This is a genomic window from Streptomyces sp. B6B3, from assembly GCF_039871525.1.
Taxonomy (GTDB): Bacteria; Actinomycetota; Actinomycetes; order Streptomycetales; family Streptomycetaceae; genus Streptomyces.
Genome location: NZ_JBDPLU010000016.1, coordinates 19461 through 44993 on the forward strand (window position 1 = coordinate 19461; position 25533 = coordinate 44993).

Annotated in this window: 26 protein-coding genes; 13 read left to right on the forward strand and 13 right to left on the reverse strand. The window is 72.5% G+C overall.

The features are described 5' to 3' along the window. Positions 1–8 precede the first annotated feature (8 nt). The 4 genes from ABGB06_RS27705 to ABGB06_RS27720 form a co-directional block, all read right to left on the reverse strand. Entirely contained in the window at positions 9–929 is a 921-nt protein-coding gene (locus tag ABGB06_RS27705) for a carbohydrate ABC transporter permease (RefSeq protein WP_347594242.1), read from the reverse strand. Further along, on the reverse strand, positions 926–1786 hold the full coding sequence (locus ABGB06_RS27710; RefSeq protein WP_347594559.1) for a sugar ABC transporter permease: 861 nt from the start codon (positions 1784–1786) through the stop codon (positions 926–928). The genes ABGB06_RS27705 and ABGB06_RS27710 overlap by 4 nt, the downstream gene beginning before the upstream one ends. Before the next feature lie 80 nt (positions 1787–1866). Next, on the reverse strand, positions 1867–3192 hold the full coding sequence (locus ABGB06_RS27715; protein ID WP_347594244.1) for an extracellular solute-binding protein: 1326 nt from the start codon (positions 3190–3192) through the stop codon (positions 1867–1869). A gap of 179 nt (positions 3193–3371) precedes the next feature. Further along, entirely contained in the window at positions 3372–4133 is a 762-nt protein-coding gene (locus ABGB06_RS27720) for a ZIP family zinc transporter (RefSeq protein WP_347594246.1), read from the reverse strand. Between the two features lie 87 nt (positions 4134–4220). Here ABGB06_RS27720 and ABGB06_RS27725 point away from each other — a divergent pair, with 87 nt between their 5' ends. From ABGB06_RS27725 to ABGB06_RS27735, 3 genes are all read left to right on the forward strand, one after another. Further along, the gene (locus ABGB06_RS27725) at positions 4221–4928 is read left to right on the forward strand and encodes a DUF2267 domain-containing protein (protein ID WP_347594248.1); all 708 of its coding nucleotides are present in this window, start codon (positions 4221–4223) and stop codon (positions 4926–4928) included. 97 nt (positions 4929–5025) lie between these two features. Continuing rightward, positions 5026–5769, forward strand: a complete 744-nt coding sequence (locus ABGB06_RS27730) for a hypothetical protein (protein WP_347594250.1) — start codon at positions 5026–5028, stop codon at positions 5767–5769. 63 nt (positions 5770–5832) lie between these two features. After that, a complete protein-coding gene (locus ABGB06_RS27735) occupies positions 5833–6594 on the forward strand; it encodes a GntR family transcriptional regulator (RefSeq protein ID WP_347594252.1) in 762 nt (253 codons plus the stop codon). 60 nt (positions 6595–6654) lie between these two features. Here the strand turns inward: ABGB06_RS27735 and ABGB06_RS27740 are convergent, their stop codons facing one another. The 7 genes from ABGB06_RS27740 to ABGB06_RS27770 form a co-directional block, all read right to left on the reverse strand. Continuing rightward, the gene (locus ABGB06_RS27740; RefSeq protein ID WP_347594254.1) at positions 6655–7077 is read right to left on the reverse strand and encodes a DUF6278 family protein; all 423 of its coding nucleotides are present in this window, start codon (positions 7075–7077) and stop codon (positions 6655–6657) included. A gap of 110 nt (positions 7078–7187) precedes the next feature. Further along, positions 7188–7967 carry an exodeoxyribonuclease III gene (locus tag ABGB06_RS27745; protein WP_347594256.1) on the reverse strand — a complete coding sequence of 260 codons (780 nt, stop codon included), beginning with the start codon at positions 7965–7967 and terminating at the stop codon, positions 7188–7190. 55 nt (positions 7968–8022) lie between these two features. Further along, positions 8023–8670, reverse strand: coding sequence for an MBL fold metallo-hydrolase (locus tag ABGB06_RS27750; protein WP_347594258.1), 648 nt, complete (start codon positions 8668–8670; stop codon positions 8023–8025). Between the two features lie 111 nt (positions 8671–8781). Continuing rightward, the gene (gene pssA / locus ABGB06_RS27755) at positions 8782–9552 is read right to left on the reverse strand and encodes a CDP-diacylglycerol--serine O-phosphatidyltransferase (RefSeq protein WP_347594560.1); all 771 of its coding nucleotides are present in this window, start codon (positions 9550–9552) and stop codon (positions 8782–8784) included. 118 nt (positions 9553–9670) lie between these two features. Further along, complete coding sequence (locus ABGB06_RS27760) at positions 9671–10318, reverse strand: phosphatidylserine decarboxylase (protein WP_347594260.1); 648 nt, start codon at positions 10316–10318, stop codon at positions 9671–9673. Positions 10319–10587: 269 nt separating this feature from the next. Next, positions 10588–11601: a CoA ester lyase gene (locus ABGB06_RS27765; RefSeq protein ID WP_347594262.1), complete on the reverse strand. Its 1014-nt coding sequence runs from the start codon at positions 11599–11601 to the stop codon at positions 10588–10590. A 76-nt stretch (positions 11602–11677) separates the two neighbouring features. Continuing rightward, a complete protein-coding gene (locus ABGB06_RS27770; RefSeq protein ID WP_347594264.1) occupies positions 11678–12451 on the reverse strand; it encodes a TetR family transcriptional regulator in 774 nt (257 codons plus the stop codon). A gap of 209 nt (positions 12452–12660) precedes the next feature. On the opposite strand from ABGB06_RS27770, the gene ABGB06_RS27775 reads away from it, so the two are divergent. The 4 genes from ABGB06_RS27775 (at position 12661) to ABGB06_RS27790 (ending at position 15159) form a co-directional block, all read left to right on the forward strand. After that, on the forward strand, positions 12661–12867 hold the full coding sequence (locus ABGB06_RS27775) for a hypothetical protein (protein ID WP_347594266.1): 207 nt from the start codon (positions 12661–12663) through the stop codon (positions 12865–12867). Between the two features lie 103 nt (positions 12868–12970). Next, on the forward strand, positions 12971–13816 hold the full coding sequence (gene prcB / locus ABGB06_RS27780) for a proteasome subunit beta (RefSeq protein ID WP_347594268.1): 846 nt from the start codon (positions 12971–12973) through the stop codon (positions 13814–13816). Positions 13817–13824: 8 nt separating this feature from the next. Beyond that, on the forward strand, positions 13825–14565 hold the full coding sequence (locus ABGB06_RS27785) for an MBL fold metallo-hydrolase (RefSeq protein WP_347594270.1): 741 nt from the start codon (positions 13825–13827) through the stop codon (positions 14563–14565). Positions 14566–14706: 141 nt separating this feature from the next. Continuing rightward, positions 14707–15159, forward strand: a complete 453-nt coding sequence (locus ABGB06_RS27790; RefSeq protein WP_347594272.1) for a MarR family transcriptional regulator — start codon at positions 14707–14709, stop codon at positions 15157–15159. A 58-nt stretch (positions 15160–15217) separates the two neighbouring features. On the opposite strand, the gene ABGB06_RS27795 is transcribed toward ABGB06_RS27790, so the two are convergent. Beyond that, the gene (locus ABGB06_RS27795; RefSeq protein ID WP_347594274.1) at positions 15218–15850 is read right to left on the reverse strand and encodes a ScbR family autoregulator-binding transcription factor; all 633 of its coding nucleotides are present in this window, start codon (positions 15848–15850) and stop codon (positions 15218–15220) included. Positions 15851–16544: 694 nt separating this feature from the next. On the opposite strand from ABGB06_RS27795, the gene ABGB06_RS27800 reads away from it, so the two are divergent. Then, a complete protein-coding gene (locus tag ABGB06_RS27800) occupies positions 16545–17501 on the forward strand; it encodes an AMP-binding protein (RefSeq protein WP_347594276.1) in 957 nt (318 codons plus the stop codon). Positions 17502–17691: 190 nt separating this feature from the next. Here ABGB06_RS27800 and ABGB06_RS27805 read toward each other — a convergent pair whose 3' ends face one another. Beyond that, a complete protein-coding gene (locus tag ABGB06_RS27805; RefSeq protein WP_347594278.1) occupies positions 17692–19353 on the reverse strand; it encodes an FAD-dependent monooxygenase in 1662 nt (553 codons plus the stop codon). Between the two features lie 521 nt (positions 19354–19874). Between ABGB06_RS27805 and ABGB06_RS27810 the strand changes: the two genes are divergently transcribed. From ABGB06_RS27810 to ABGB06_RS27830, 5 genes are read left to right on the forward strand one after another with little or no spacing between them, the layout of a single operon-like run. Then, positions 19875–20987: a ScbA/BarX family gamma-butyrolactone biosynthesis protein gene (locus tag ABGB06_RS27810; protein WP_347594280.1), complete on the forward strand. Its 1113-nt coding sequence runs from the start codon at positions 19875–19877 to the stop codon at positions 20985–20987. 26 nt (positions 20988–21013) lie between these two features. Continuing rightward, positions 21014–21694 (forward strand): HAD-IB family hydrolase, encoded by a 681-nt coding sequence (locus tag ABGB06_RS27815; protein ID WP_347594282.1) that lies wholly within the window; start codon positions 21014–21016, stop codon positions 21692–21694. Further along, positions 21691–22767 carry a beta-ketoacyl-ACP synthase III gene (locus tag ABGB06_RS27820; RefSeq protein WP_347594284.1) on the forward strand — a complete coding sequence of 359 codons (1077 nt, stop codon included), beginning with the start codon at positions 21691–21693 and terminating at the stop codon, positions 22765–22767. Before ABGB06_RS27815 ends, ABGB06_RS27820 begins: the two co-directional genes overlap by 4 nt. 53 nt (positions 22768–22820) lie before the next feature. Further along, the gene (locus ABGB06_RS27825) at positions 22821–24491 is read left to right on the forward strand and encodes an MFS transporter (RefSeq protein WP_347594286.1); all 1671 of its coding nucleotides are present in this window, start codon (positions 22821–22823) and stop codon (positions 24489–24491) included. Positions 24492–24501: 10 nt separating this feature from the next. Then, positions 24502–25509: a cyclase family protein gene (locus ABGB06_RS27830; RefSeq protein ID WP_347594288.1), complete on the forward strand. Its 1008-nt coding sequence runs from the start codon at positions 24502–24504 to the stop codon at positions 25507–25509. Positions 25510–25533: the final 24 nt, after the last annotated feature.

Consider the following 25533-nt stretch of genomic DNA (forward strand, 5'->3'; position numbering starts at 1 on the left):
CATGGCAGTCATCCCTTGGTCGCGCCTGCGGTGATGCCTCGGACGAGTGAGCCCTGGAGGCAGAAGTAGACGATGAGGCTGGGCACGAGGGCCACCAACGCTCCGGCCAGCACCACGCCGGACCCCACCTGCACGTCGGCGCGCAGGATGGACAGGGCGACCGTCAGCGTGTAGTCGTCGGGCCCCTTGGCGGCGATGATCGGCAGCAGGTACTGGTCCCAGATCATCAGGTAGCCGAAGATGCCGATCACGCCGAGCGCGGGCCGGCACAGCGGCAGGATGATCTGCCAGAGCATCCGGAACTCGCCGACGCCGTCCAGCCGCGCGGACTCCTCGATCTCCGTCGGCACCTCCTTCATGAACTCCGTCATGACCAGCACGGAGAACCCCCAGGCGCCGATCGGCAGGATCACCCCGAACACGGTGCCCTTGAGGTCGAGGCCGAGCACCGGAACGTCGCCGAGCACCACGGACAGCGGCACCGCGATGATCTCCTCGGGCAGCATCATGGTGAGCAGGAACAGGCCCATCACAACAGCCCGGCCGCGGAACCGGCGGCGGGCCAGCGCGTACGCGGCCAGCACCGACACCGTCATCTGGAGCAGCAGGCCGCCGCCGGCGATGACCAGCGAGTTCGCGAAGTAGTCCCAGACTCCCCGGTCGGTGGCCACCCGGAAGTTCTCCAGCGTGGACTCGCCGGGGATGAGCGACAGCTGCGACGCCTTGGCGTTCGCGCTGAACGCCCCGCTGAGGATGAGCAGGAACGGCGCGGCGAAGACGAACAGCGCCAGGGCGCACAGCAGGACCCGCAGCACCATCCCGGGTCCCGGCTTCGGCGACCAGGCCAGGGCCGTGTCGAACCGGGTGGCGCTGGTGTGGCGGCCGGTCCGCCGCGGCGCGCGGCCGGCTCCCTTGAGCGCGGTGCTCATCGGTCGTTCCTTCGGGTCAGGAGGCGGACGGCGACGGTCAGCAGCAGCGTGACGGCGAGCAGCAGCATCGAGCCCGCCGAGGCCACGCCGATGTCGTTGCGCTCGAAGCCGAGGGAGAAGACCCGGGTCATCCACACCTCCGTGGCGCCGGCGGGTCCGCCGCCGGTGAGCACGTACACCTCGGTGAAGATGCGCAGACCGCGGATGGCGGCCAGGGTCAGCACGATGGCGATCGCGGGCCGCAGCGCGGGCAGCGTGATGTACCGCAGCCGCTGCCACACCGTCACCCCGTCCACGGCCGCCGCCTCGTACAGCGACCGCTCCACGCCGGCCAGGCCGGCCAGGATGATGACCATGTTGTACGGGGCGCCGATCCAGACGCCGACGACCATCACCGACCACAGCGCGGTGTCCGGGCTGTCCAGGAACGGCTGCGGGCCGAAGCCGAGGAAGCCGAGCACCGAGTTGACGAAGCCGTCGTCGGTCGGCAGGTAGAGCAGCCGCCAGATCTCGCCGACGATGGCCAGCGCGGTGACGACCGGCAGGAAGACGGCCGTGCGGATCAGCCACAGCGACCTGGCCTGCCCCTCCAGCAGCAGCGCCAGCAGGAAGCCCACGACGATCGCGCCGAAGGTCTGGCCGATGCCGAGCAGCAGGGTGTGGCCCATCGCCTCCTGGAAGCGGTCGTCGGTCACCACCTGCTCGTAGTTGTCCAGGCCCACCCACTGGTCGCCGAGGAAGGGCTGCACCTCGTGCAGGCTGAGCCTGATCCCCTCGATCATGGGGATGAACTTGAAGCACAGCGCCAGCAGCAGCCCGGGCGCCAGGAACAGCCACGGGACGCCCGCCCGGCGCAGGCGCCGCCAGCGGGGCGGGGCACTCGTGGCCGCGCGTGGCGGCGCCTGCTTGGCCGGGGGGCGTTCGACGGTGGGTGAGCTCACGGCAGGAGGTCCTGCGCCTCGAGCTCGCTGGCGATGTCCTCCTCGATCCCGGCCACGCCCTCGGCCACGTCGCTGTCGCAGTCCGACATGATCGCGTTGAGGCCCTCGGCGGTCACCTGACGGATCGGGGTGAAGTCGATGGCCGAGGGGAAGACCTTCGAGTTCTCGTCGTACTGCTGCTGCACCAGGTCCCAGCGCTCGTCGTCGCGCAGTTCGCCGGCGTCCATGGTGGTGTTGACGGGCAGCCGGACCACCGGCTCGGTCTGCTCGTCCAGGGCCATCGCGATCTCCTGGGCCTCGGGCGAGATCAGGAACTCGGCCAGCTGCCGCTGCGCGTCCGTCTGGTCGGAGCCTGCGGCGAGGTAGATGTTCTCGCCCTCGGCCAGGGTGGTGGTGCCGGCCGGGCCCGCCGGGGTGGGGATCACCTCGTAGACGTCCTCGCCCGGCTCCTGGTCGTAGGCGGCCATGTTGTAGGGGCCGGTCAGGTAGATCCCGGCCTCACCGTTGTTGAACTGGCGAGAGTCCAGGGTGGTCGAGGTCAGCGCGTTCGGCTGGACGTGCCCCGGCGTGCAGAACTGCTCCTTGATCCACTCGACCGCCTCGATCGTCCCCGGCGAGTCGAAGGCGGGCTCGAAGGTGCCGTCGCCGGCCTCGGTGACGAAGTCGCCGCCGCCCTGCCAGATGTAGCTGGAGCCCCACCAGGACAGGTAGCCGCGCTCGGTGGTGCCCGGCACCACCATGCCGTACGTGTCGTCCTCGCCGTTCCCGTCGGGGTCCTGGGTGGCGAAGGCGTCGGCCAGCGCGGTCAGCTCCTCCCAGGTCTCGGGCACCTCCATGCCGAGGCTCTCGCGCCAGTCCTTGCGCACCATCGTCACGAACGCCTGCCGGGAGAACGGCACGCCGTAGTACTCGCCGTCCAGGCCCTGGGTGGCCTGCCAGTTGGCGTCGGATATGTCGGCGTTGCCGGCTATGGACTCGCGCTCGACCGGCACCACCCAGCCCTGCGAGACGTAGGTGCCCAGGGCGCCGCTGTCGTTGATGAAGACGTCGGGCAGGTCGCGGTCGGCCGCCCGGCCCTGGATCTGGGTGTCGAACTCGACGACCGGCTGGTAGTTCACCTCGATGCCGGTCTGTTCGGTGAAGGCCTCGAAGACCTTCTCGTACGTCGCTGCCGGGGCGTCGGCGCTGCGCGTCCACACCTCGAGCGCGCCGCCACCGTCACCCGACCCCTCGTCGTCCGATCCGCAGGCGGTCAGGCCGCCCAGGAGCGCGACGGTGGCCAGCACGGCCGCAGGGACCCGGGCGGAAGGCGATCTCGACATCGCGGCTCCGTTCAAATACATGAATCGTCTTCATCTGCATAAACCGTCAGCACAGTAGAAGTGGGCCGGGGGCGGGTCAACCCTCTGACGTGCTGCAACATTTCCAGGATTTACCGAAAGCGCTTACCGGGCGTAGGCGCGCGATGGCGCCGCGCGTTCAGGCCTCTGAACGCGCGGGCTCAGGCGTGCGAGAGGGCGAAGGACACCAGATAGCCGCACACGACGACCAGCCCGATGGCGAGGCGCGACTCGGCGACCGCCTCCGGGATCATGGTGTCCGTGATCATGGCGATGATGGCGCCCGCGGCGGCCGCGGTCACCGCCGCCTGGACCGAGAGCGGCAGCTCGCCGACGACGGCGTAGCCGAGCACGGCGGAGCCGGTGCCGGCGGCCGCGATCGTGCCCCAGACGCCGAAGACGTAGCCGCCGGGGCGCCCGGCGGCGCGCATGCCGGCGGAGCTGGACAGACCCTCCGGCACGTTGCTGAGGAACACCGCCAGCACCGTCACCAGGCTGACCACGCCGCCGTCCAGCAGGCTGACGCCGATCACCGCCGACTCGGGCACCCCGTCCAGCAGCGCGCCCAGCGCCAGCGCCAGCCCGGACCCGGCCTGCTGCGACTCCGAGGCCTGGGCGCCGCCGGTGCCCCGCCCCGACCGCTTCCGGTGCCCCGCGCCCCGCCGCACCAGCACGGCGTTCCCCGCCGTGTAGGCCAGCGCGCCGACGACCGTGCCGAGCACCGCCGGGCCGATCCCGGCCTGGTCGTACGCCTCGGCGACCAGCTCGAAGGACACCGCGGAGAACAGCACGCCGGCCCCGAACGCCATCACCGCCGCGACCAGCCACTGCGGCACCCGCACGGCGTAGCCGACCAGCGCGCCCAGCAGGAGCGCCGAGCCGGCCACCGCCCCCCACACCCCCGCGATCAGTACCTCGGGCATGACACCTGACTACCCGGCCGCCGACCCCGCGCCCGGCATCGGCGCGCGACGGGTTTTCCGTTCGGGTCCGTCGGGCACTCGGCGGCCATGATCAGGCACGAGTGGCTGGTGGAAACCGTCGCCGACCGGGCTGGGCTCGGCCGGGCCAAGGAGGCCGACCACGTGGCCAGGACCGTGCTGGCGGACCTCACGCTGCGGCTCGCCCCGGCGGACCGGGGCCGCCTGGAACGGGTGCTGCCGCCCGCCGACCGGGACGCCGCCTTCGCCGTCGGGCCGCGCCGGGACGGGGGCGCGGCCGAGTTCCTCAGGGACGTCGGCACCCATCTGGACGCGCCGCCCGAACGGGCCCGCTATCTGGCCGGCACGGTGCTGGGCACGCTGCGCTCCGCCGAGCCGGGGGTCACGGACGAGCTCCGCGGCCACCTGCCGCGGGACCTCGCCGAGCTGTTCGCCGCTGTGCCGGCCGCGGACCCCGCCCGCCGGCACCCGGACACCCCCGCGCCGGCCCCGCTGACCGACGACGAGCTGCGCCGGGCGCTGCGCGACCGACCCGACTGGGCCGGCGACCTCCGCGGGATCGCCCGCACTGTCCGGCTCCCGGCGGACCGCATCGTCCCGCTGCTGCGCCGGATGCGCCGCGACACCCGGGGCCTGGGCCGGTTCGAGTACCGGGTCGGCCCCGGCGAGGTCACCTTCGTGCTGCACACCCGCTCGGTGCGCGCCGTCACCGACGCGGATCTGCCGCTGGCCGACGCGATCGACGCGACGGTGGACGGCTTCGGCTCCGGCGGCTGATCCGGCGTTTGGCCGAGCCGGCGGGCCGGGTCGGGGCGGCCCCGGGAACCTGCCGGGCACTGTGCGGTGTCTGCCGGCGCCGGTAGGCTCCCCGGCCATGGACGAAGACCTGCGCACGCTTCTCATCGCCGTGGTGGCCACCGCCGTGGCCGCGATGGCCCTCGGCTGGTTCGCCCGCAGCTACTTCTCGGAGCGCTCGTTGCGCCGCCTCCAGGAGTTCTTCGGCCTGCCCGACAACTCCGAGTGTGTGCTGGTCGTCAGCCGGGACACCGGCACCGACGGCTCGGTGGCGCGCAACGACGTCTTCGCGCTGCTCGAACTGTCCGCGGTGATCAAGTACTGCCGGGCGAAGGCCCAGGTGATATCCGGGGAGAGCGCCCAGCAGAGCTTCGGCGAGCGGACCGAGTTCTGCGTCGGCGGCCCGGTCGCGAACCGGCGGATGGCCGCCCATCTGCACTCGCTGCTGCCGGGCGTCTCGGTCAACACCGACGCCGACCCCGGTCCCGACCGGGGCGCGTTCGTGATCGGCAGCGAGCGCTACCGGCTGGTCAACGGTTCCGAGGAGCACGTGCTGCTGGCCCGGCTCACCGCGGGACAGCAGGGCCGGCCGGTCTTCCTGGCCTGCGGGCAGCGGTCCATCACCCAGCAGGCCGCCGCGCGGTACCTCGCGAAGCATCACACCAGGCTGGCCCGCAAGCACGGTTCGCACGGCAACTTCTGCCTGCTGCTGAAGGTGGTCAACTCCCAGGCGTACGGACCGGATGTGGTGGAACTGGTGAAGGACGTGACACGGACCGCCACCACCCCTCAGCCAAAGCTCACCACGAGTAAGGATATTTGACACCGAGTGACGTAGCCTGGTCCCGGGGTACGTACGAGTGGGAGCGTACGGAGAGGAGACGGGATGGGCGACACCCGGCCGGTGTACCAGAGGATCGCCGACGACCTACGACAGCAGATCGACGAGGGGATGATCGGGGTCGGGGCGCGGATACCGTCCCGGGCCGAGTTGAAGCGGACGTACGCGGCGAGCGATCAGACGGTGGACCGGGCCGTGCGGGTGTTGAAGGCCGCCGGGTACGCCACGGGGCAGTTCGGCCGCGGGGTGTTCGTCAGCGACCGGGCGCCGCTCGGCGCGCTGGTGCGGTCCTCCGGCGCCGTGGACTCGCCCCTGGCCGCCCGGATACGTCTCCACCACCAGCTCAACGGCCAGCCGGAGCTGGCCTGGGAGGCCACCTCCACCTCCACCGTGGCGCCGCCGCTGATCGCCGAGCGGCTCGGCGTCCGCCCCGGGGAGCGGGTGATGTGCACCCAGTACGAGTACCTGGCCGATCGGCGTCCTCTCCAACTGGCCACCAGCTGGGAGCCGTTGGCGCTCACCGAGGGGACCGAGGTGGTCTTTCCGGAACGCGGCCCCTACGCCCGGCAGGGGGTGCGCGGGCGGTTCGCGGCGATCGGCATCCGGGTCGTCAGGGCGCGCGAGGTCGTCGGCTCGCGGCCGGCCACCAGCCCGGAAGCCGAGGCGCTCGGCTGCTCGGCGGGCCAGTGCGTCACCGCCGTCGAGCGCACCCACTACGACGGCCACGACCGCCCGGTGGAGACCTCCGACACGGTGGTGCTCGGCGACCGCTGGCGGCTGGAGTACGCGATCGACCTGGGCGGCTAGGCCCCGGTCGCGGCGCCCCGGAGTTCGGCTCCTGGAGCTCGGCCCCTGAAGCTCGGCGCCCTAGAACTCGGCGACCTCCGCGTACACCTGGGACAGCTGGGGAGCGCCGGTGTCCGCCCACTCCTGACCCATCGCGACCACGTCGACCTCCCGGCCCGAGGCCATCACCACGACCGGGCCGTCAGGTCCGGGGCCCCAGCGCGAGCCCGGCACGGTGTGCATGATCACGGTGCCCAGGTACAGACCGGCGTCGTTGCCCAGCCAGGGCAGCTCCTCGGGATCGTCCCGCCAGCGTGGCTGCAACTGGTCCAGGGCGTCCAGGGAGTCGGCCGTGTCGTCCAGTTCCACGCCGGCACTGTGCGCGCGAGTGCGCAGCAGTTCGCACTCGGAGAGCAGCTGGGCCACCCCTTCGGGATCCGGCCAAGCGTCGCTCGCGCTGTCGTCGGGCCGCTTGCGCCAGTTGTCCAGGAAAGGGATGTTCATAGGTCCAGGCTCCCATCCCACACCCCCCGTGCACCACAGGCACGCGGCAACCGGGGGCAACGTGTGGCCATGTTGCGTTCATCAACGCCGCTGCCCCGGACATCCCACGTTCACACGTCGAGATCCACCACGACGGGGGCGTGGTCGGAGGCGCCCTTGCCCTTGCGCTCCTCGCGATCCACGTAGGCGTCCCTGACCGCCTCGGCGAACGGCTCGTTGCCGTAGACCAGGTCGATGCGCATGCCGCGGTTCTTCGGGAAGCAGAGCTGCCGGTAGTCCCAGTAGGTGAACGGGTGCGCGTACTTCAGCGGTCGGGGCACGACGTCGGTCAGTCCGGTGTCGCGCAGCGCGGCCAGCGCCGCGCGCTCGGCCTCGGTGACGTGGGTGGACTCGGCGAACTGCGCCAGGTCCCAGACGTCGTCGTCGGTGGGCGCCACGTTGAAGTCGCCGAGCACCGCGAAGGGCGCGTTCCCCGCGGCGTCCTTGGCCACCGTGGCGGAGAGCGCGGAGAACCAGCGCAGCTTGTACGCGTAGTGCGGGTGGCCCACCTCCCGGCCGTTCGGCACGTACACCGACCAGACCCGGACGCCGCCGCAGGTGGCGGCCACCGCCCGCGGCTCGACGGCGTCGTCGTACGCCGGGGTGTCGAGCAGGCCGGTCTCGACCGACTCCAGCCCGACCCGGGAGAGCACCGCCACGCCGTTCCACCGGCCGGCGGCGTGCACGGCCGCCTCGTATCCGGCCTCGCGCAGCGGCTCGGCCGGGAACGCCTCGGGGCCGCACTTGAGCTCCTGGAGGCAGAGCACGTCGGTCTCGGTGCGCTCCAGCCAGGCCAGCAGTCGGGGGAGCCGAACCAGTATCGAGTTGATGTTCCAGGTGGCGATGCGCATGACGGTCTCTTCTCGGCTCGCGCGTTCTCGGGCCCGGGGCGGGCGCCGTGGGAGGTCAGAGGGTGGTGGACTCGCCGGGGACCAGCCGCGCGAACTCCGCGTCGCCGAGCCCCGGCCCCTGGGGGCCGAGGTTACGACCGTAGACGAGGTGGCCGACGTCGGAGAGCAGGGCGTCGTGGATGGCCAGGGCCCGCCGCGGGGCGAGCTGCCGGACGTAGTCCACGATCTCGGAGAACTTGTTCCACGGAGCGTGCACGGGGAGCAGCAGGGTGTGCACGGGGCGGCCGGGGTCGGTGAGGGCGTCCCCGGGATGGAAGAGCGCGCCGGCGTCCACCGCGAACCCGACGTTGGCGATGCGCGGCAGGTCGGGATGGATCACCGCGTGCAGCTCGCCGTGCACCTCGACGTCGAAGCCCGCGGCCTCGAAGGTGTCCCCGTCGCCGACCACGTGGACCCGGCCCGGATACGCGGCGGAGACCTGCTCGGCGACGCTGGCCGGCGCCCAGAGCTCGGCCGCCGGATCGGCGTCCAGGGCGGCCCGCACCCGCCCCTCGTCCCAGTGGTCCGGGTGCTCGTGGGTGACCAGCACGGCCTCGGCGCCGGCCGCGGCCGTCTCCTCGCTGAACGCGCCGGGGTCGATGACCAGGCTTCGCCCACCCTTGGTGAGCCGGACGCAGGAGTGTCCCTGCTTCGTGAACTCCATGCCGCTCATTCTGCTACGGACCGCCGACAAACCGGCCGGGGCCCACGCCCCGGGCCCGGCGCCCGCGCCGTCCGGACCCGCCAGGCCCCGCCGGACCCGTCGCGAGCCCCGTCAGGACTCGGCGCCGGCCCGCAGCTCGCGGCGGTGGTCGCGGAAGGCGTTGACCCGGCGGGCCGTCGCGAACAGCGGGATCACCGCGCCCAGCACCAGCTGGAGCGAGCAGCCGGTCTGCAGCAGCAGCTCGCCGCCCGGTGCGTCGAAGGCCCAGGCCGCCAGGAGGGCCATGCTGAGCAGGATCCAGCCGAGCATGGCGCCGGCCAGCGGGCCGCGCGGCTTGGGGTACTCCACGCGGCTCACCATCAGCCAGGCCACCCCGAGGATCGCCAGCAGCGTCGGCGTGAAGGGCAGCTCGAGCAGCACGATGGACACCACCGTCAGCGCCCCGAACGGGCTCGGCATGCCCTGGAAGACCCCGTCGGGCGTGGACACGCAGGAGAATCTCGCGAGCCGCAGCACGACGGCCAACAGGACCATGATCGCGGCGAGGGCGGAGAGCGGCTCGTGCACGTCGCCGACCACCATCCCCCACACCAGCACGAAGTACGCGGGGGCCAGGCCGAAGCTGATCAGGTCGGAGAGGTTGTCCAGCTCGGCGCCCATGGCTGAGCTGCGCAGCTTGCGCGCGACCAGGCCGTCGAACAGGTCGAAGACCGACGCCAGCAGCATCAGCAGCACGGCGGTGGCCGCGTTGTTCCTGACCACGCCGGCGTCGCCGCTGTCGGTCAGGTGCGGGATGAGCACGCCGGTGGTGGTGAAGTAGACGGCCAGGAAGCCGCAGGTCGCGTTGGACAGGGTGAGCGTGTCCGCTATCGACAGCCGCATGGACAGCGGCAGGTCGCCGTCGTCGTCCTGGTCGTCGAAGTCGTCGAGATCGTCGTAGTCGTCCGCCCGGCCCGCCTCCGACGCCCAGAGCGAGCGGGCCGTGCGGCCGAGCTTGCGGTCAATCACGGTCAAGGCGCGTCACCCCCGCCGTCGTGTGTTCGCCGACCTCGACCGCGGGCTCGACGCCCTGCGGGAGGTAGACGTCGACGCGCGAGCCGAAGCGGATCAGGCCGATCCGGTCGCCCTGCTCGACCTTGGTGCCCTGCGTCACGTAGGGGACGATGCGCCGGGCCACCGCGCCGGCGATCTGCACCATCTCCAGCTCGCCGAGCTCGCTGTCCAGGCGCCAGACGACCCGCTCGTTGTTCTCGCTCTCCTTGTCGAACGCCGGCACGTACCCGCCGGGGACGTGCTCGACGGAGGTCACCGTGCCCGCCACCGGGGCGCGGTTCACGTGGACGTTGAGCGGGCTCATGAAGATCGCCACCCGGGTGCGTCCGTCCTGCCACGGCATGATGCTCTGCACCACGCCGTCGGCCGGCGAGATGACTCTGCCCAGGCCGATCTCGCGCTCGGGGTCGCGGAAGAACCACAGCATGGCTGCGGCCAGCGCGGTGGTGGGGACGGCGGCCGCGGCCCAGCGCCCGGAGCGACGGGCGCGGGCCAGGCTGAGGCCGGCGGCGGCCACGGTGGGCAGCAGCCACGGTGAGGCACCGCGGGCCAGCCGCACCCGGCCGCCGGGTAGGGGAGATGAGCGGTGTGGCATGGGAGACCTTCGTAGCGGGGAAACCGCACCTTACGCAGCGGGGCGGCTACGGGAATGCTATAGGTGCCAGGGCGCAACTCGGCAAGCCAGCGGGCCGGTCACGGCCACAACTGCCCACCACTTGTGACCTGGGCGGGGTCCTTCGGATCCGTGCTCCGGGCGGGGCATATGCCAGGAAGGGTGGGGCCAAAGCCGGACATGCCCCGAGCGGACATTCGTGCCTATTCAGTTCATGCCACGGTACTACCTCAACGGCCTTCGCGCGATGATCACTTTCCGGCTCCGGCCGCCGGCGGGTCCGGGGGAGTCGGCGGAGCGGTGCCGCGGCGCAGCCCCGCGGCGCGTCCCTTTCCGGCGATCACCAGCGCCATCTTGCGGCTGGCCTCGTCGATCATCTCGTCGCCGAGCATCGCCGCCCCGACCGAACCGCCCGCCGCGGAGGTCGCGTGCGCGTAGGCGTCGAGGATCTGCTCGGCGCGGTCGTAGTCCTCCTGCGTGGGCGAGTAGACCTCGTTGGCCGCGGCGATCTGGTCCGGGTGCAGCACCCACTTGCCGTCGAAGCCGAGCGCGGCGGAGCGGCGGGCCGCCGTGCGGAACCCCTCCACGTCCCTGACCCGGAGATAGGGCCCGTCGATGGCCTGCAGGTCGTGCGCGCGGGCGGCCATCAGAATCCGCATCAGAACGTAGTGGTAGGCGTCGGCCGGATAGCCGGGCGGCTGCTCGCCGACGACCAGCGTGCGCATGTTGATCGACGCCATGAGGTCGGCGGGGCCGAACACGATGGTCTCCAGCCGGGGCGAGGCCGCGGCGATCTCGTCCACGTGCACCAGTCCCGCGGCGCTCTCGATCTGCGCCTCCACGCCGATCCGGCCGACGGGCAGGCCGTTGGCCCGCTCCAGCTGGGTCACCAGCAGGTCGAGGGCGCGGATCTGGGCGGCGTCCCGCACCTTGGGCAGCATCAGGCAGTCCAGGTTCGCCCCGGCGCCCTCGACGACGGCGATGACGTCCCGGTAGGTCCAGGCGGTGGTCCAGTCGTTCACCCGCACCACCCGGGTCCTCGCGCCCCACTCGCCCTCGTTGAGCGCCTCGACCACCGCGCGCCGGGCGTCCTCCTTGGCCAGCGGGGCGACCGCGTCCTCCAGGTCGAGGAAGACCTGGTCGGCGGGCAGCCCCTGGGCCTTCTCCAGGAACCGGGGGTTGCTGCCGGGCACCGCCAGGCAGGAGCGGCGGGGGCGCGCCGCACGGACGGTACCGGGGACGGGCGTGGGGTCGGGGTCGTTCACGGGGCCGATCCTCCTGGGGGTGAGCCGGTGGGGCGGTGCGGAGCGCCTCGACGCGGCGGCCGGCCGGGTCGCCGGCTCAGCCGCCGTGCAGCGCCCGCTCGATGGTGCGCATGACCTCGCTCAACGGCGCGTCGGTGCGCGCCACGGTCACCAGAACCTCGCCGTGCGAGGAGGCGACGGCCGCCGGGACGGGGGTGCGGCCGGCCAACGCGGGGACCGTGCCGAAGGTGCGCCGGACGATGGCGAAGGCGTGGTCGAGCTCGGCCTCCACGTCGCCCTGCCCGTCGCGGCGCAGCCAGCGGCGCAGCACGTGGTTGTGCGCGGTGACCACGGCGGAGGCGGCGACCTCGGCGAGCAGCGGTTCGTCGCCGTTGTGCGAGCTCTCGTCGAACTGGGCCAGCAGATAGCGGGTGAACAGCCGCTCGTAGCGGGCCACCGAGGCGATCTCCCGCTCCCGCAGCGCGGGCACCTCGCGGGTCAGCTTGTACCGCTCCACCGAGACGGCGGGGGAGGCCGCGTACATCTTCATGACCTCCTTGATGCCCCGGCACACCGTGTCGATGGGGTTCTCGTGGTCCGGGGCGGCGCTCAGCACCGCTTCCGCGCGCTCCAGGGTGTCGTCGTGGTCCGGGAAGATCGCCTCCTCCTTGGACCGGAAGTGCCGGAAGAAGGTGCGCCTGGCGACCCCGGCGGCGGCCGCGATGTCGTCGACCGTGGTGGCCGCGTACCCCCGCGTCGCGAAAAGCTCCATCGCCGCGGCCGCCAACTGGCGGCGCATCTTCAGGCGCTGCGTCGAGGACTGCGGGCGGACGGACTTCACGGGTTGTGCCATGCAGGGAACGTACTGCATGGCCCGTCGCCTCCGCGCATCCGTTGACCGGCCCGCCGCCCGGCCCACGCCCGGCCGTCACTCCCGTGGCGGGCGCCGGCGACGGGCGGTCACCGGGCCGCCCGGCGCCGGCCACCCGCCCGTCACGAGCGCGACGCCGAGGGCTGGCTTGATGGGCCTGCCGGGCCTGCCGGCGCGCGCCGCGCGCCCCTCGACCGAAGGTACGAGCGATGACGACTGACGTCACCCGGGTGGAGATCGCGGAACATCTCGGCCCGCTCTTCGAACACGGCGTCGTGGACCGGCCGGCGATGCTCGCCGCGGTCGCCGGCACCCGCCCCGAGGTGGGCGAACTGCTCGGGCGGCTGCCCGACCGCTCGTACACCTCGCTGCGCCAGGTCTGGGAGCACCTGCCCGAGGTGCCGGTCGGCCTCTAGGCCGCCCCGACCCTCCCGCCCCATCCCGGCGGAGCGGGGTGCTCGCCTACGATGGGCGGCGAGCCGCCGTCCACCTGAGGAGGGCGGAAGGAAGGGGAGAGCCGTGTCCGTCGACGTCTCCGGTTGGGGGGAGTTGCCGCCGGCGTTCCTCGCCCCCGGCTCGTCCTCGTTCCTGGACTTCCTGGCCGAACAGGCCCCCGACCTGCTGCCCTCGAGCCGTCCGTCGGCCGCCGTCCCGGCCGCCGACACCATCCCGCACGGGACGACGATCATCGCCGCCCGGTACGCCGACGGCGTGCTGATGGCCGGCGACCGGCGGGTGACGGCGGGCGGCATGATCGCCCACCGGGAGGCCGAGAAGGTGTTTCCCGCGGACGAGTTCTCGGTGGTCGCGATAGCCGGCAGCCTGGGACCGGCCCTGGAGATGACCCGGCTGTTCCAGCTGGAGCTCGAGCACTACGAGAAGGTCGAGGGCACCCCGCTGTCGCTGGTCGGCAAGGCCAACCGGCTGAGCACCATGATCCGGGACAACCTGGGCATGGCGATGCAGGGTCTCGCCGTCGTCCCGCTGTTCGCCGGCTACGACGTGGCCGGCGGCCGCGGTCGGATCTTCTCCTACGACGTCACCGGCGGGTACCACGAGGAGCGGGACGTCGCCGGGTCCGGCTCGGGATCGATCTTCGCCAGGAACGCGCTGAAGAAGCTGTACCGCCCCGACATGGCGGAGCACGAGGTCGTCACCGCGGTGCTCCAGGCGCTGTACGACGCGGCCGAGGAGGACACCGCGACCGGCGGCCCCGATCTCACCCGCCGCCTGTACCCGATGGTCACCCTGGTCACCGAGGAGGGCTTCCGCCGGTTGCCCGACGCGTCGGTGGCCGAGCTGACCGCCCCGGTGCTCCAGGGTCGCCAGGAGCGCCCCGACGGGCCCACCGCCCCGGTCGTCTGAGTCGCGCCGTGCGGGTCACCGTGCTCGGCGCCTGCGGCGCCTGGCCCGAGGCGGACCAGGCGTGCAGCGGGTACCTGGTCGAGCGGGACGGCTTCCGCCTGTTGCTGGACGTGGGGTACGCGACGTTCCCTCGGCTGCTCCGGCGGCTGCCGGCCACGGCGCTCGACGCCGTGCTGGTCACCCACGGGCATCCGGACCACTGTGCCGACCTGAACCCGCTGCTCCGCGCCCGGGCCCTGGCCGAGCGGCCACCGCCGCCGCTCCCGGTGTACGCGCCGCGCGACGCGCTCACCGCGGTGCTCGCCCTCGACCGGCCCGGCATGCTGGAGTCGGCGTACCGGCTGCGGGAGTTCACGCCGGGCGCCGCGTTCCGCGTCGGCCCGTTCGCGGTCGCGACGGTCGATCTGCCGCACCACTGGCCCAACGCCGGCTACCGGCTGTCCGCCGGCGGCGCGGTGCTCGCGTACACCGGCGACACGGGGCCGAGCGAGCGCGTCGTGGAACTCGGCCGGGACGCCGAGGTGCTGCTGGCCGAGGCCACCTACCCGGAGCGGGTGCCGGAGCCGGACGCCGCCTTCCTGACCAGCGCCGGGGACGCGGCCCGGCAGGCCACCCGGGCGGGCGCGCGGCGGCTGGTGTTGCATCACCTCTGGCCCGGCACCCCGCCGGAGGCGGCGCTCCGGGCGGCGGCCGAGCATTTCGCCGGACCGCTGGCGGTGGCCCGCTCCGACATGGTGGTCGACCTGTGAACGAGACGGCCTGACCTGGTCATCCGCCGTCGAGTTGATACGCTTTGTGTTGCCCCTGTCACTCCCACCCGCGGCGCCGGGCGCTCGGCGTACGCTTCGCGGCCTTGTCCCGCGGGTAACCCTCTCATTACCGTGGTGGACATGCCCCTCCCCGTTCACGAGCGCATAGGACATCGCATCAAGCGGGTCGAACAGGAGTTGGTCTCGGCCAAGCACTCCGTTCTGCGCCTCTTCAAGATCAACGTGGCGCAGTACCACGTGCTTCTGGCGCTGGCCCGGGAGCCTGGGCTGTCCGGTGCCGCGCTCGCCCGCCGGTGCATGGTGACTCCGCAGACCATGTCGTCGGTGCTGGGCACGCTCGGGGACCGCGGGCTGGTGGAGCGCACGCCGCACCCGCTGCACCAACACGTTCTCGAGAGCCGGTTGACCGTTTCCGGTCGCGAACTGCTCGGCCGGGCCGATGCGGAAGTGACGCGGGTTGAACGGAAGTTGATCGACGCCTTCACACCGGGAGAGGCGGGGCGGTTCCTCGGATATCTGGACCGCTGCCTGGAGGTGCTGGACGGCGGGACGGTCGCGGCGCACGCGGACTAGGTCCGGCGGGGCAGGGCCCGACCGGCGCGGGGGCGCGGGCGGGCCCCGGGCTCGCCCCTCATACGCACAGGGCGGGGAACAGCAGGTCGCGGGTCTCCCGCCACCGGTGGGGGAGATCCTCCCGGCCGGTGAGGGCGTCGGAGACGCGCTGCGTGCCGAAGAAGGCGGCGACGAGACAGCGGGCCGCCGCCTCCGGGTCCACTCCGGGCCGGAGTTCGCCGGCGGCGCTGGCCACGGTTAACAGGGAGGTCAGCAGCGTGGTCCAGTGCAGGTAGGGGGTGGGCAGCCAGTCGAGGCGGGGGCGTTCGAGCTGGAGCCGGCACACCGCCTGGGTCATCTGGTCGCTCTGGAACGCCACGCACGCCTCCTCCAGCATCGCCTCGACGGTCTCCATCGGGCTCAGGCCGCGCTCCTGCGCCGCGCCGACCATGGTCGACCAGCGGGCGTGATGCTCCTCGGCCAGGGCCACGGCGAGTCGCTCCTTGGAGGGGAAGTGGAAGTAGACCGCCCCCTTGGTCAGCCGGGCGCGGCGCGCCACCTCGGTCACCGACGTCGCTCGGTACCCCCGCTCGGCGAACAACTCTCCCGCGGCCAGCAGGATCTGGTCCCTGGTGCGGATGGCCCGCTCCTGCCTGGGGGCGGGTCTCCGACCCCGGTCGGCGGATTCACTGCGGGGGCGTACTTCGCTCACCTCGGTCCCTTTCGAGTGGGCGCATGGGGCGTGACGACCACGGAGCGAGGAGGGAAACTCCTGCCCTCGCGCAACCCGGCTCAGAAATTTTAACGGGAAGGTAACCGGAGGCAATCTGGAGCCCTGATCGCTTCCTTCGGTCGCGCCGCAGCGTGATCTTCTGTCAGTATATGACCGTAATCACGGGAGTGCGATATCCCTCAGAGGGGATACGGGATATTCCACTTCGCTGACCGAACGTCACCTCCGCTCGACGAGGGGCAACGTCGCCCGATAGTCATCCGTGTGCGACTTGTGGAAACCCCAAGGAAGCCTTCCGGACGGTATGTTTCCCTGGTAGCTGGGGGGCACAGCACGGCAACCAGTCCCTGGCCGATACACACACTCGTCTGTGGTGGAGGTCTCACTAGTAATGTCGTTCACGAAGCAACCACTGCATGATGCCAAGGCGGAGCTGTCTCACGGGGCCCTGCGGCGGATACTCCGCAGGGTGCGGCACATCCCCTCGCTCTACCGGAAATATCTGAGCAACCTCGACGATTCGCGCCGTCCGTTGCGGCTGAAGGAACTACCCGTCTTGACTTCGCGGGAGTTGTCCGTTGCTACCGGCGAGTTGCTTCGGCAGAGACGACCGGAGGACGGATCCGTCATATACGCCGGGGGCGGCACTCTCACCAGGCCGAGTATCAGCTTATTGCCCGAGGACATGTTCGTGGAGGAGGTCAGGGGGGTCTGGCACGCGCTGCAACCCGGCGACGTGCTGGCCAACTTCTTCCCGGCCGGCCGGTCATGGCCGACGCACGCGTTCTACAACCGGCTGGCCGCCCGCTGCGGTGCCTCCGCGCTGCCCGTGGGCGACCTCCAGGACGGCCAGTTTGATCGCTGGCTGACCTTCTGCGAGGAATACGGGGTGAACGCGATCGCCGCGCCACCCAGCGTCGTCCGCCAACTGCTGCGCCGGTACGGCGGCTCGGGCCGACCGCCGTGGTGGCTGCGGAAGCTGCTGATCGGCGGGGCGTTCCACGACCCCACCCCGGAGCGGGAGATCGCCCACCGGCTGCCCGGCGTGCAGGTCTGGCAGTTGTACGGCTCCGCCGAGGCGTGGATGGTCGGCCACCGCGGGCCGGGCTGCGAGGAGGACGTCTTCCATCTGCTGCCGCACCAGTACGCCGAGATCGACGGGGACCGCATCCTGGTCACGACGACCGAGGTGCACCGGGCGCCGCCACTGATCCGGTACCTGATCGGCGACCGGGGAGCGCCGGCCGACTGCTGCTGCGGTCGGTCCGGGCGGGCCCTTCGCGTTCTGGGTCCGATCGAGCCGTCCGTCGTCTTCCAGGGCCATCCGATCTGGGCCAGGGAACTCGTGGACCTCGCCCTGGAGAACCGCGACGTGACCGCCGCCCAGGTGGTGGTGATCCCCTCGGGTGGGGATGACGAGCACCTGGAGCTCCGGGTCTGCCTGGCCGACGGGGTCCCCGACGACCAGTACACCCGGGAGTGGATCAGGTACCAGGTGCTGAGCGGGCATCTGGCCCTGGATCCGGCGATCGCCGAGCACTCCGAGTCCTTTCAGGTGGTCGCCGTCGACCGGCTGCACGCCGGCGCGCACGAGGAACCCCCGCTGCTGGTCACCGAGCGGGTGGAGTGAGGCGTGGGCTCCCGGTGCACAGGGACTGGAGGGTGGGTTGCTCACGGCACGTCGGTGGGCGGCCGGGAGCCATGTCACGACGGCACGGCCGGGCCCGCCCGGCGCGTCTGGTGGTGCGCCGGGCGATGCGGGTCGTTTCCGGTCGGCGGAGGTCTGGAGCACGGAGGCCCGGTTGGTGGAGGTGCTCGGCTCAGGCGCTGAGCGCCTCCACGGCGGGCAGTCCGACGGGGCGGCCGCGCCGCGTCTGTCCCGGCGCCGCCGGCTCCCCGAGCACGGCGGTCAGCTCGGCCCGCAGTCGGGCCAGGTCGCCGGTGTGCCCGTGCGCGGCGATATGGCCGTCCGGCCGGACCAGGTAGTAGCCCTGCTGTCCGCAGCCGGTCGCCGGGCGGGCCTCGCGCACCGGCAGGTCCAGCAGGGTCAGTTGGCCCCAGCCCGCCGCCAGCGCGTCGAGCCGGGCGTGCCATCCGGTGCCGCCGCCCTGGCCGACGGCGACCAGGCTCCAGCCCATCGGGTCGGCGTCCGGGCCGGCGACGCCCAGCGGCACGGCCAGCTCCCGGGGGAAGACGGCCCCGACCCGAAGCCCGCCCGGCAGCCGGTTCCGCAGCCGGCAGGCCGGGCGTCCGCCGGGCCGCTGGGTGTCGCGGACCGGGGGATAGGCGATCCGGCGGCCGGCCATGACCGGGGCGTAGTAGCGCGACATCGCCCCGGTGCGGTCGGCGATGCGGAAGGCGGCGTCCCGGACCGCGACCTCGGCGCGCCCCTTCACCATCCACGCCCGGGTCTGGATGTCGGTGTCCCGCACCACCTGGCGGGCCACGGCGGCGCGTTCGGGACCGTAGCTGAGCAGCAGGTCGGACGGGGCCTCGCCGCGGATCACCGCGGCCAGCTTCCAGGCCAGGTTGTGCGCGTCCTGGATGCCGGTGTTGAGGCCCTGGCCGCCGGCGGGGCTGTGGATGTGCGCGGCGTCGCCGGCGATGAACACCCGGCCGAGCTGGAAGTCGTTGGCGTGCCGGGCGTGCACCCGGAAGACGCTCTCCCAGACCGGGTCGGTGATCCGGACGCCCTTCGGCCCCCGCTCGTCCACGATCCGCTGCATGCTGGCGACGCTCACCGGCTCGCCGGGGGTGAGGCTGCTGAAGAAGCGGAAGACGCCGTCGGGCAGCGCCACCACCACCAACGCGCCGGCGGGGGACTGGTAGTACAGCGCGCGGTCCTCCGGCAGCGAGCCCTCGATGTGCGCGTCGACCAGGGCGAACGCGGCCTCGTAGGTGCTGCCGCTGAAGCCGGTGCCGAGCAGGCAGCGCACGGTGCTGCCGGCCCCGTCGGCGCCGATGACGAACGGGGCCCTGGTCCGCTCGATCCGGCCGTCGGCGTGTTCGAGTATCGCGGTCACGCCGTCCACCGCGTCGATCCGCCCGGAGAAGTCCAGCCGGTCGAAGTTGAGCAGCCGGACGCCACGCTCCACGGTGCCGCCCAGCCGCTCCAGGCAGCCGCGGAGGATCAGTTCGGTCCCGTTCTGCGGCAGGCACACGGGGACCAGCGGCCCGGGGAAGTCGAAGGTGGCCAGGTGCTCGCGGTCCGAGTAGTAGCTGAACGCGTTGATCGCCAACCCCGCCTCGCGCAGCTCGTCCAGCGCGCCCAGGTCCTCGAAGAGATCGAGACTGCGCGGCCACAGCAGCAGCGCCTTGGGGAACGGCGACGGCTCGGGCGCCCGGTCGATGATCCGCACCCGGAGGCCGCGGCGCAGCAGTTCGCAGCCGGCCATCATCCCGACCGGTCCGGCGCCGACGATGAGGACGTCGTACGCGTGCTCGTCGGCGCCGGACCGCGCCGCAACCTCAGCACTTTGCATACCCTTGACTCCCATCCGATTGACGACGTGTATCAGATCTCTTATGGTCCTACGAAAGCATATGCGAGATCGATGGCTTAGACCAGAGCCTGACTTCGGGGGATGTCTTCGATGACCGACCGCGTCGCAGCACGGCCGTCCCTGACCACACTCGGACCGGACACAGCTCCGGAACGGGGAGGGGTGCCGTCGGCGCCACCCACGCCGTGGATCTGAACCCGCCCGTCACACGGCCGGGCCCGGCAGCCGGGATGTCCCCGGTCTCGTCGGACCAGCCGGCCCCGTAGACGTCGCGGTCAACGGTGGCCCACGGGCCTCCGCTTCATCCGTACCGCGGTCCCAGCCGCTACGTGGCATTCCCCGTCTCGCGATGCCTCGGGGACAGCCGTGGCCCGCTTCGCCGTCGAACCGGCCACCGCGTTCCCGTCGCCGTCCCGCATCCCAGCCCCACGCCTGCCCATCCGGCGGTGTCGGCGAGCAAGAGAAGCAAAGGACTGACCACCTCACGAAGGGCCTGTCTCATGAGCACCACCATCAGATCGTCCGCGCTCCCCACCGCCCTACCGGACGGACCGGAGCTCGACTACAGCCGCACGGTGGACCGCCTTCTGGTGCACCGGGACGCGCTGGGCGAGGTGTTCCTGACCGATCTGCGGCCGATCGACGCGGAGAGCTACGCCGCCGCCGCGCAACTGCCGCGCTCGCACGCCTACTACGGCGACCACCTGCTGCGTCCCAGCTACCACGACCCGGTGTTGCTGCTGGAGGCCTGCCGGCAGGCCACCCTGGCCGGCGCCCACCGGTTCTACGAGGTCGCCGAGGACCACAAGTTCATCCTCACGCACCTGCGCCTGCACCTGGTCAACCCGCGTCTGCTGCAGGTGGGTTCGTCGCCGTTCTCGCTGGCCATGCGCGTCCGGGTGACCAACCGCCGGGTGCGGGACGGCCGGGTGACCGGACTCGACTACGCCCTCGAGCTGTACACCGAGGGCGGCGTGCTCGGCACCGCCGAGATGGGTCTGCGGTTCAAGTCGCCGACGGACTACCTGACGCTCCGTCTGAAGAACCGCGGCGGCCTCGCCCTGCCGTCGTCGGCGACCCACCCGGAGACCACCGCGGGCACCCCGGTGGCCCCGTATCTGGTGGGCCGGGCGGCCCCGGAGAACGTCGTGCTGACCAACGCCAGCACCTCGGGCACCAGCAGCCGGGCGACCCTGCGGATCCCCGTGGGCCACCCGAGCATGTTCGACCACCCGCAGGACCACCTGCCGGGCATGGTGATCGGCGAGGGCGCGCGCCAGCTGGCGCTCTTCACCGCCCTCGACGTGTGCGGCATGTCCACGGCCAAGGTGTTCCCCACGGACGTCAGCGTGGACTTCCTCCGCTTCGGGGAGCTGGAGGACGAGACGCTGCTCACCGCGCGGACCGGCGAGCTGGTCCGCTTCGAGCCCGACGACGACGGCGTCTACTACACGCAGGGCGGCGTGCTCGAACTGCGCGCTCCCGACGGGGAACGGGGAGCGTCCGGGGAGCACGCCCTGCTGGAGCAGGTTCCTGTCCGGGTCGAGGCGCGGCAGCGTGACGAGCTGCTGTGCACCGTCGACCTCACTCTCACCCGCGTAGCGGCCGGCTGACGGGCGGCACCTTCATGATCACCTCGATGACGTTCTCGGATGTGGACGAGACCCTCATCCGGGTCAAGAGCATGTTCCGCTTTCTCGACTTCTACCTGGCACGACGGGGCGAGCCGGCGGACACCTACGACCGACTGGTCGGCGAGATGCGGCGCGGCGCCGACCGCGGCCTGCCGCGGCAGGAGATCAACCGCCGCTACTACCGCTACTACGCCGGCGAGGAGGCGAAACAACTGGCCGCCGTGGGCCGGGAGTGGTACGCCCACGAGACGGAGCACGGACTCTACGTTCCGGCGGTGCGGCGCGCGCTCGCCGGGCATCGGGAGGCGGGCGAACCGATCGTCCTCGTCTCCGGATCCTTCTTCGCCTGCCTGGACCCGATCGCCGAGGCGACGGGCGCCGACTGGGCCATCGGCACCCGGCCGGTGATCCGGCGGGGCCGCCTCACCGGCGAGGTGGTGGTGCCGATGATCGGTGCCACCAAGGGCCGGGCGGCGCACGCCGCGGCCGCCGTGCGCGGCGCGGACCTCGCGGCCTGCACCGCGTACGGGGATCACATCAGCGATCTGGACCTGCTCAGGGCGGTCGGCCACCCCGTGGTGGTGGGCGCCGACCCCGCACTCAACGCTCATGCGGAACGGGCCGGTTGGCGGCGTCTGCCGGCCGGTGACGACGAGTCGGAACTCGCGGAACTGGAGACGGTGTGAACGCGATAGGAATCCTGGGCACCGGATCGCTGCTGCCCAGCGTGGTCGTCACCAACGACGAGATCGCCCGCGGCGTCGGCGTGACCGAGGAGTGGATCACCCGGAAGACCGGCATCCGCGAGCGGCGCAGGGCGGAGGCGCACCAGGCCACCTCGGACCTGGCCGCGGTCGCCGCCGAACGGGCGCTGCGCCAGGCGGGGGTGCGCCCCGAGGAGGTGGCGTACATCGTGCTGGCCACCTCCACGCCCGACCAGCCGCAGCCACCCACCGCCAGCTTCGTGCAGCACCTGATCGGCGCGGTCAACGCCGCCGTGTTCGACGTCAACGCCGTGTGCAGCGGGTTCGTCTACGCGCTGTCGCTGGTGGAGCGGCTGCTCCGGACGGATCCGGCGGCCGAGCGGCGGTACGGACTGGTCATCGGCGCGGACATCTACTCCCGCATCCTGGACTACTCGGACCGCAGGACGGCGATCCTCTTCGGGGACGGCGCGGGCGCCGTGGTGCTCGGCGCGACGACGCCCGAAGACGGCACGGGTTCCGGCATCCTCTCGACCAGCCTGGTCAGCAGGGGCGACCAGCACCGCCTCATCGGGGTGCCCGCCGGCGGCAGCCGGATGCCGGCGACCGCGCACACCGTGCGCGAGGGCTCGCACTTCTTCCAGATGGACGGTCGCGGGGTGCGCAGCTTCGTGCAGGAGAACCTGCCGCAGGCGGTGCACGACCTGCTGCACCGCGCCGGCGTGGACGCCGAGGAGGTGCGGCACTTCGTCCCGCACCAGGCGAACGGCGTGATGCTGCGCGAGGTGTGGCCCGAGCTGAAGCTGGTCAACGCCGCGCTCCAGCTCACCGTCGAACTGCACGGCAACACCGGGGCCGCGTCGGTGCCCATCGCCCTGGACGTGGTGCACCGGCGCCGCGAACTGACGGAGGGCGACACGGTGCTGCTGTCCGCGTTCGGCGGCGGGATGGCCATCGGCTCCGCCCTCGTCCGCTGGGGCCGCACCCGGCACGCGCGACCGGCCCGCGACCACGACGGCGTGGCGCGGTATCAGGCGGCCGGCGTCGCCGGCTGACTCCCCGACGTCCCCCAGCCGACGTCCTCCACAGAATTGTCGAGGTTCTTCCCATGGTTCCGACCAGCGCCGTCTCGCGCCGCCGGCGAGACGCCGACACCCCACCCGACGCACCACACGAAACAGCACCCGACGCGGCAGACACCGCACCGGACGCCGCACCGGACGCGGCATCTGAAACCGCACCGGACACGGCACCCGACACGGCGTCCGACACACCCGACGGTGCGCCGGACGGCGCGCTCGACGGTGCGCCGCACGAGTCGTGGCGGGTGGCCGTGGTGGTGTGCCTCGCGGCCTCGCTGCTGCCGATCTCGCTGACGGGCGGCGCGCTGGCGGCGCCGAACGTCGGCTCCGAGTTCGACAGCGGCGTCGCCGCCACCCAGTGGGTGGCCAACGCCTACATGCTCACGTTCGCGGCGTTCATGGCCGTGACCGGTTCGCTGGCCGACCGGATCGGCCGGCGCCGGATGTTCCTCGGCGGGCTCGCGACCTTCGCGGTCGCGGGCTTCGTCGCCGCCGCCGGCCCCTCGGTGCTGGTGGTCGACCTGGCCAGGGCGCTCGCCGGCGCCGGGGCCGCGAGCGTGGTGACCGCCGGCAGCGCCATCCTGGCCCACACCTACAGCGGGCCGCGCCGCGACCGGGCGTTCGCCATGCTGGGCACCTCGTTCGGCCTCGGGCTCGCCTGCGGGCCGCTGGTCGGCGGGGCGTTGATCGCCCTGGGCGACTGGCGGACGCTGTTCGCCACCATCGCGGCCGTCGCCACCGTCGTGCTGCTGGTGAGCCCGCTGATCCTGCGGGAGTCGCGGGGGCCGGCCGCCGAGATCGACTGGGGCGGCGGTCTGACGTTCACGTCCGGCCTGTCCGCGCTGATCTTCACCCTGGTCGAGGCCCAGCAGCGGGGCTGGACGAGCCCCGTGGTGCTCGGCGCCGCGGCCGTCGGAGCGGCGCTGCTGGTGGCGTTCGCCGTGCTCGAACGCCGCCGGCCGGAGCCGCTGTTCGACGTGTCGCTCTTCGCCCTGCCGAAGTTCCTGGCGGTGTGCGTGGTGCCCACGGTGCTGGCCTTCGGCTTCGTCGCCCTGCTCGTGGTGCTGCCGCCCTACCTGGAGTCCGTGGAGGGCGCCGACTCGGGCGAGATCGGCCTGTCCCTGGCGATGATGACCGCCCCGGCGCTCGTCGTGCCCATGTTCGCCGGGCTGCTGGCCAGGCGGCTGTCCGCCCGCACCATCCTGGTGCTCTCGCTCGCCGCCCAGGCGCTCGGCGCCGGCTGGCTCGCGACCGGCTTCCACCCGGGCGCCGTCGCCCTGGTGGGCGCCGGGTTCGGCCTGTCGCTGGCCGTCCTGGACGGCACCGCGGTCTCCGTGGTGGAGCCCGGGCGCAGCGGCATGGCCGCCGGCCTCTTCAACACCGTGCGGCTGACCGGCGAGGCCGTCGGCATCGCGGCCGTGGGCGCCGCGCTGGCCACGCTGCTGAACTCCAGGATCGGCGACGCGTCCGCCGCCCTGCTGCGTGGCGAGTCCGCGGATGGGCTCGCCACCGACTACACCGGAGCGCTCGCCGTCGTCCTGTGGACGGTGGCCGGGCTCTCCGTCGCCGGGGCCGCCGTGGTGTGGCGCCTGCTGTCCCAGTCCGAATCCCGGTCCGAGTCCGAGTCCGAGTCCGAGACCGGCTCCGAGTCCCCGTCCGTTCCCGAACCGGCCGCCGCGCCGGCCACCCTGAGCTGAGGAAACACTCATGTGCAGTCCCGCACTGATGCGTCACGTTGACATGCCCGCCTACCAGCACGTCGTCCACGGCGGTGTGGTGGGGGAGCAGGCGGACCCGGACACGTCCGACGTGTCCCACCAGGTCGCCGCGCGGCACGCCGAGCACGGCCACCCGCACCCCGACGCCGAGCTGGCGGAGCCGACCGCCGGGCGTTCCCGGCCGCGCCGGGTGGGCCGGCGGGCGCTGTTCCGGCTGTCCGCCGCCAGCACGGCGACCATCGCCGCCGGCGCCGCCATGAGCGGCGTCGCCAGCGCCGACACCATGGCGTCGACCCTGGGCCGCGGTGGGCACCGGGTCGCCGACCTCACCCACGAGCTCGGCGAGGACTTCCCGGTCTTCTACCCGCTCGTCGACCAGCCCGTGTTCGAGCAGGTCCGCGACCTGGACATCGACGGCTTCAACGCGAACCAGCTGACCATCAACGAGCACGCCGGCACCCACATCGACGTGCCGGGCCACTTCGGCGTGGGCGCGCCCACGGTGGAACAGCTGTCGGCCGAACTGCTGGTGGTCCCGCTCGCCGTCATCCGGATCGCCGACCGGGCCGCCCAGGACCCGGAGACGCTGCTGACCGTCCGCGACATCCAGCGTTGGGAGAGCCGCAACGGCCGGCTGCCCGACCGGGCGTTCGTGGCGGTGGACGCCGGATGGTGGACCCGGGTGCGCACCCCGGGCGCGCACCTCAACGAGGGCGCCGACGGCGTGTTCCGGTTCCCGGGCATCAGCCCCGAGGCGGCGGCGTTCCTCGTCACGGAGCGGAACGTGGTCGGCGCGGGGGTGGACACCAGCAGCCTCGACGGAGGCGTGGCCGCCGTCCCGCTGACGCACCAGACGCTGCTGCCCGTGGGCAAGTACGGGATCGAGAACATGGCCGCGCTCGACACCGTTCCCGACAAGGGCGCGCTGCTGATCGTCGGGGCGCCCAAGCACCGCGGCGGCTTCGGCGGCCAGGTCAGGGCGCTCGCCCTCTACTGAGGCGCCGGCCAGGCGCCGGTCGCG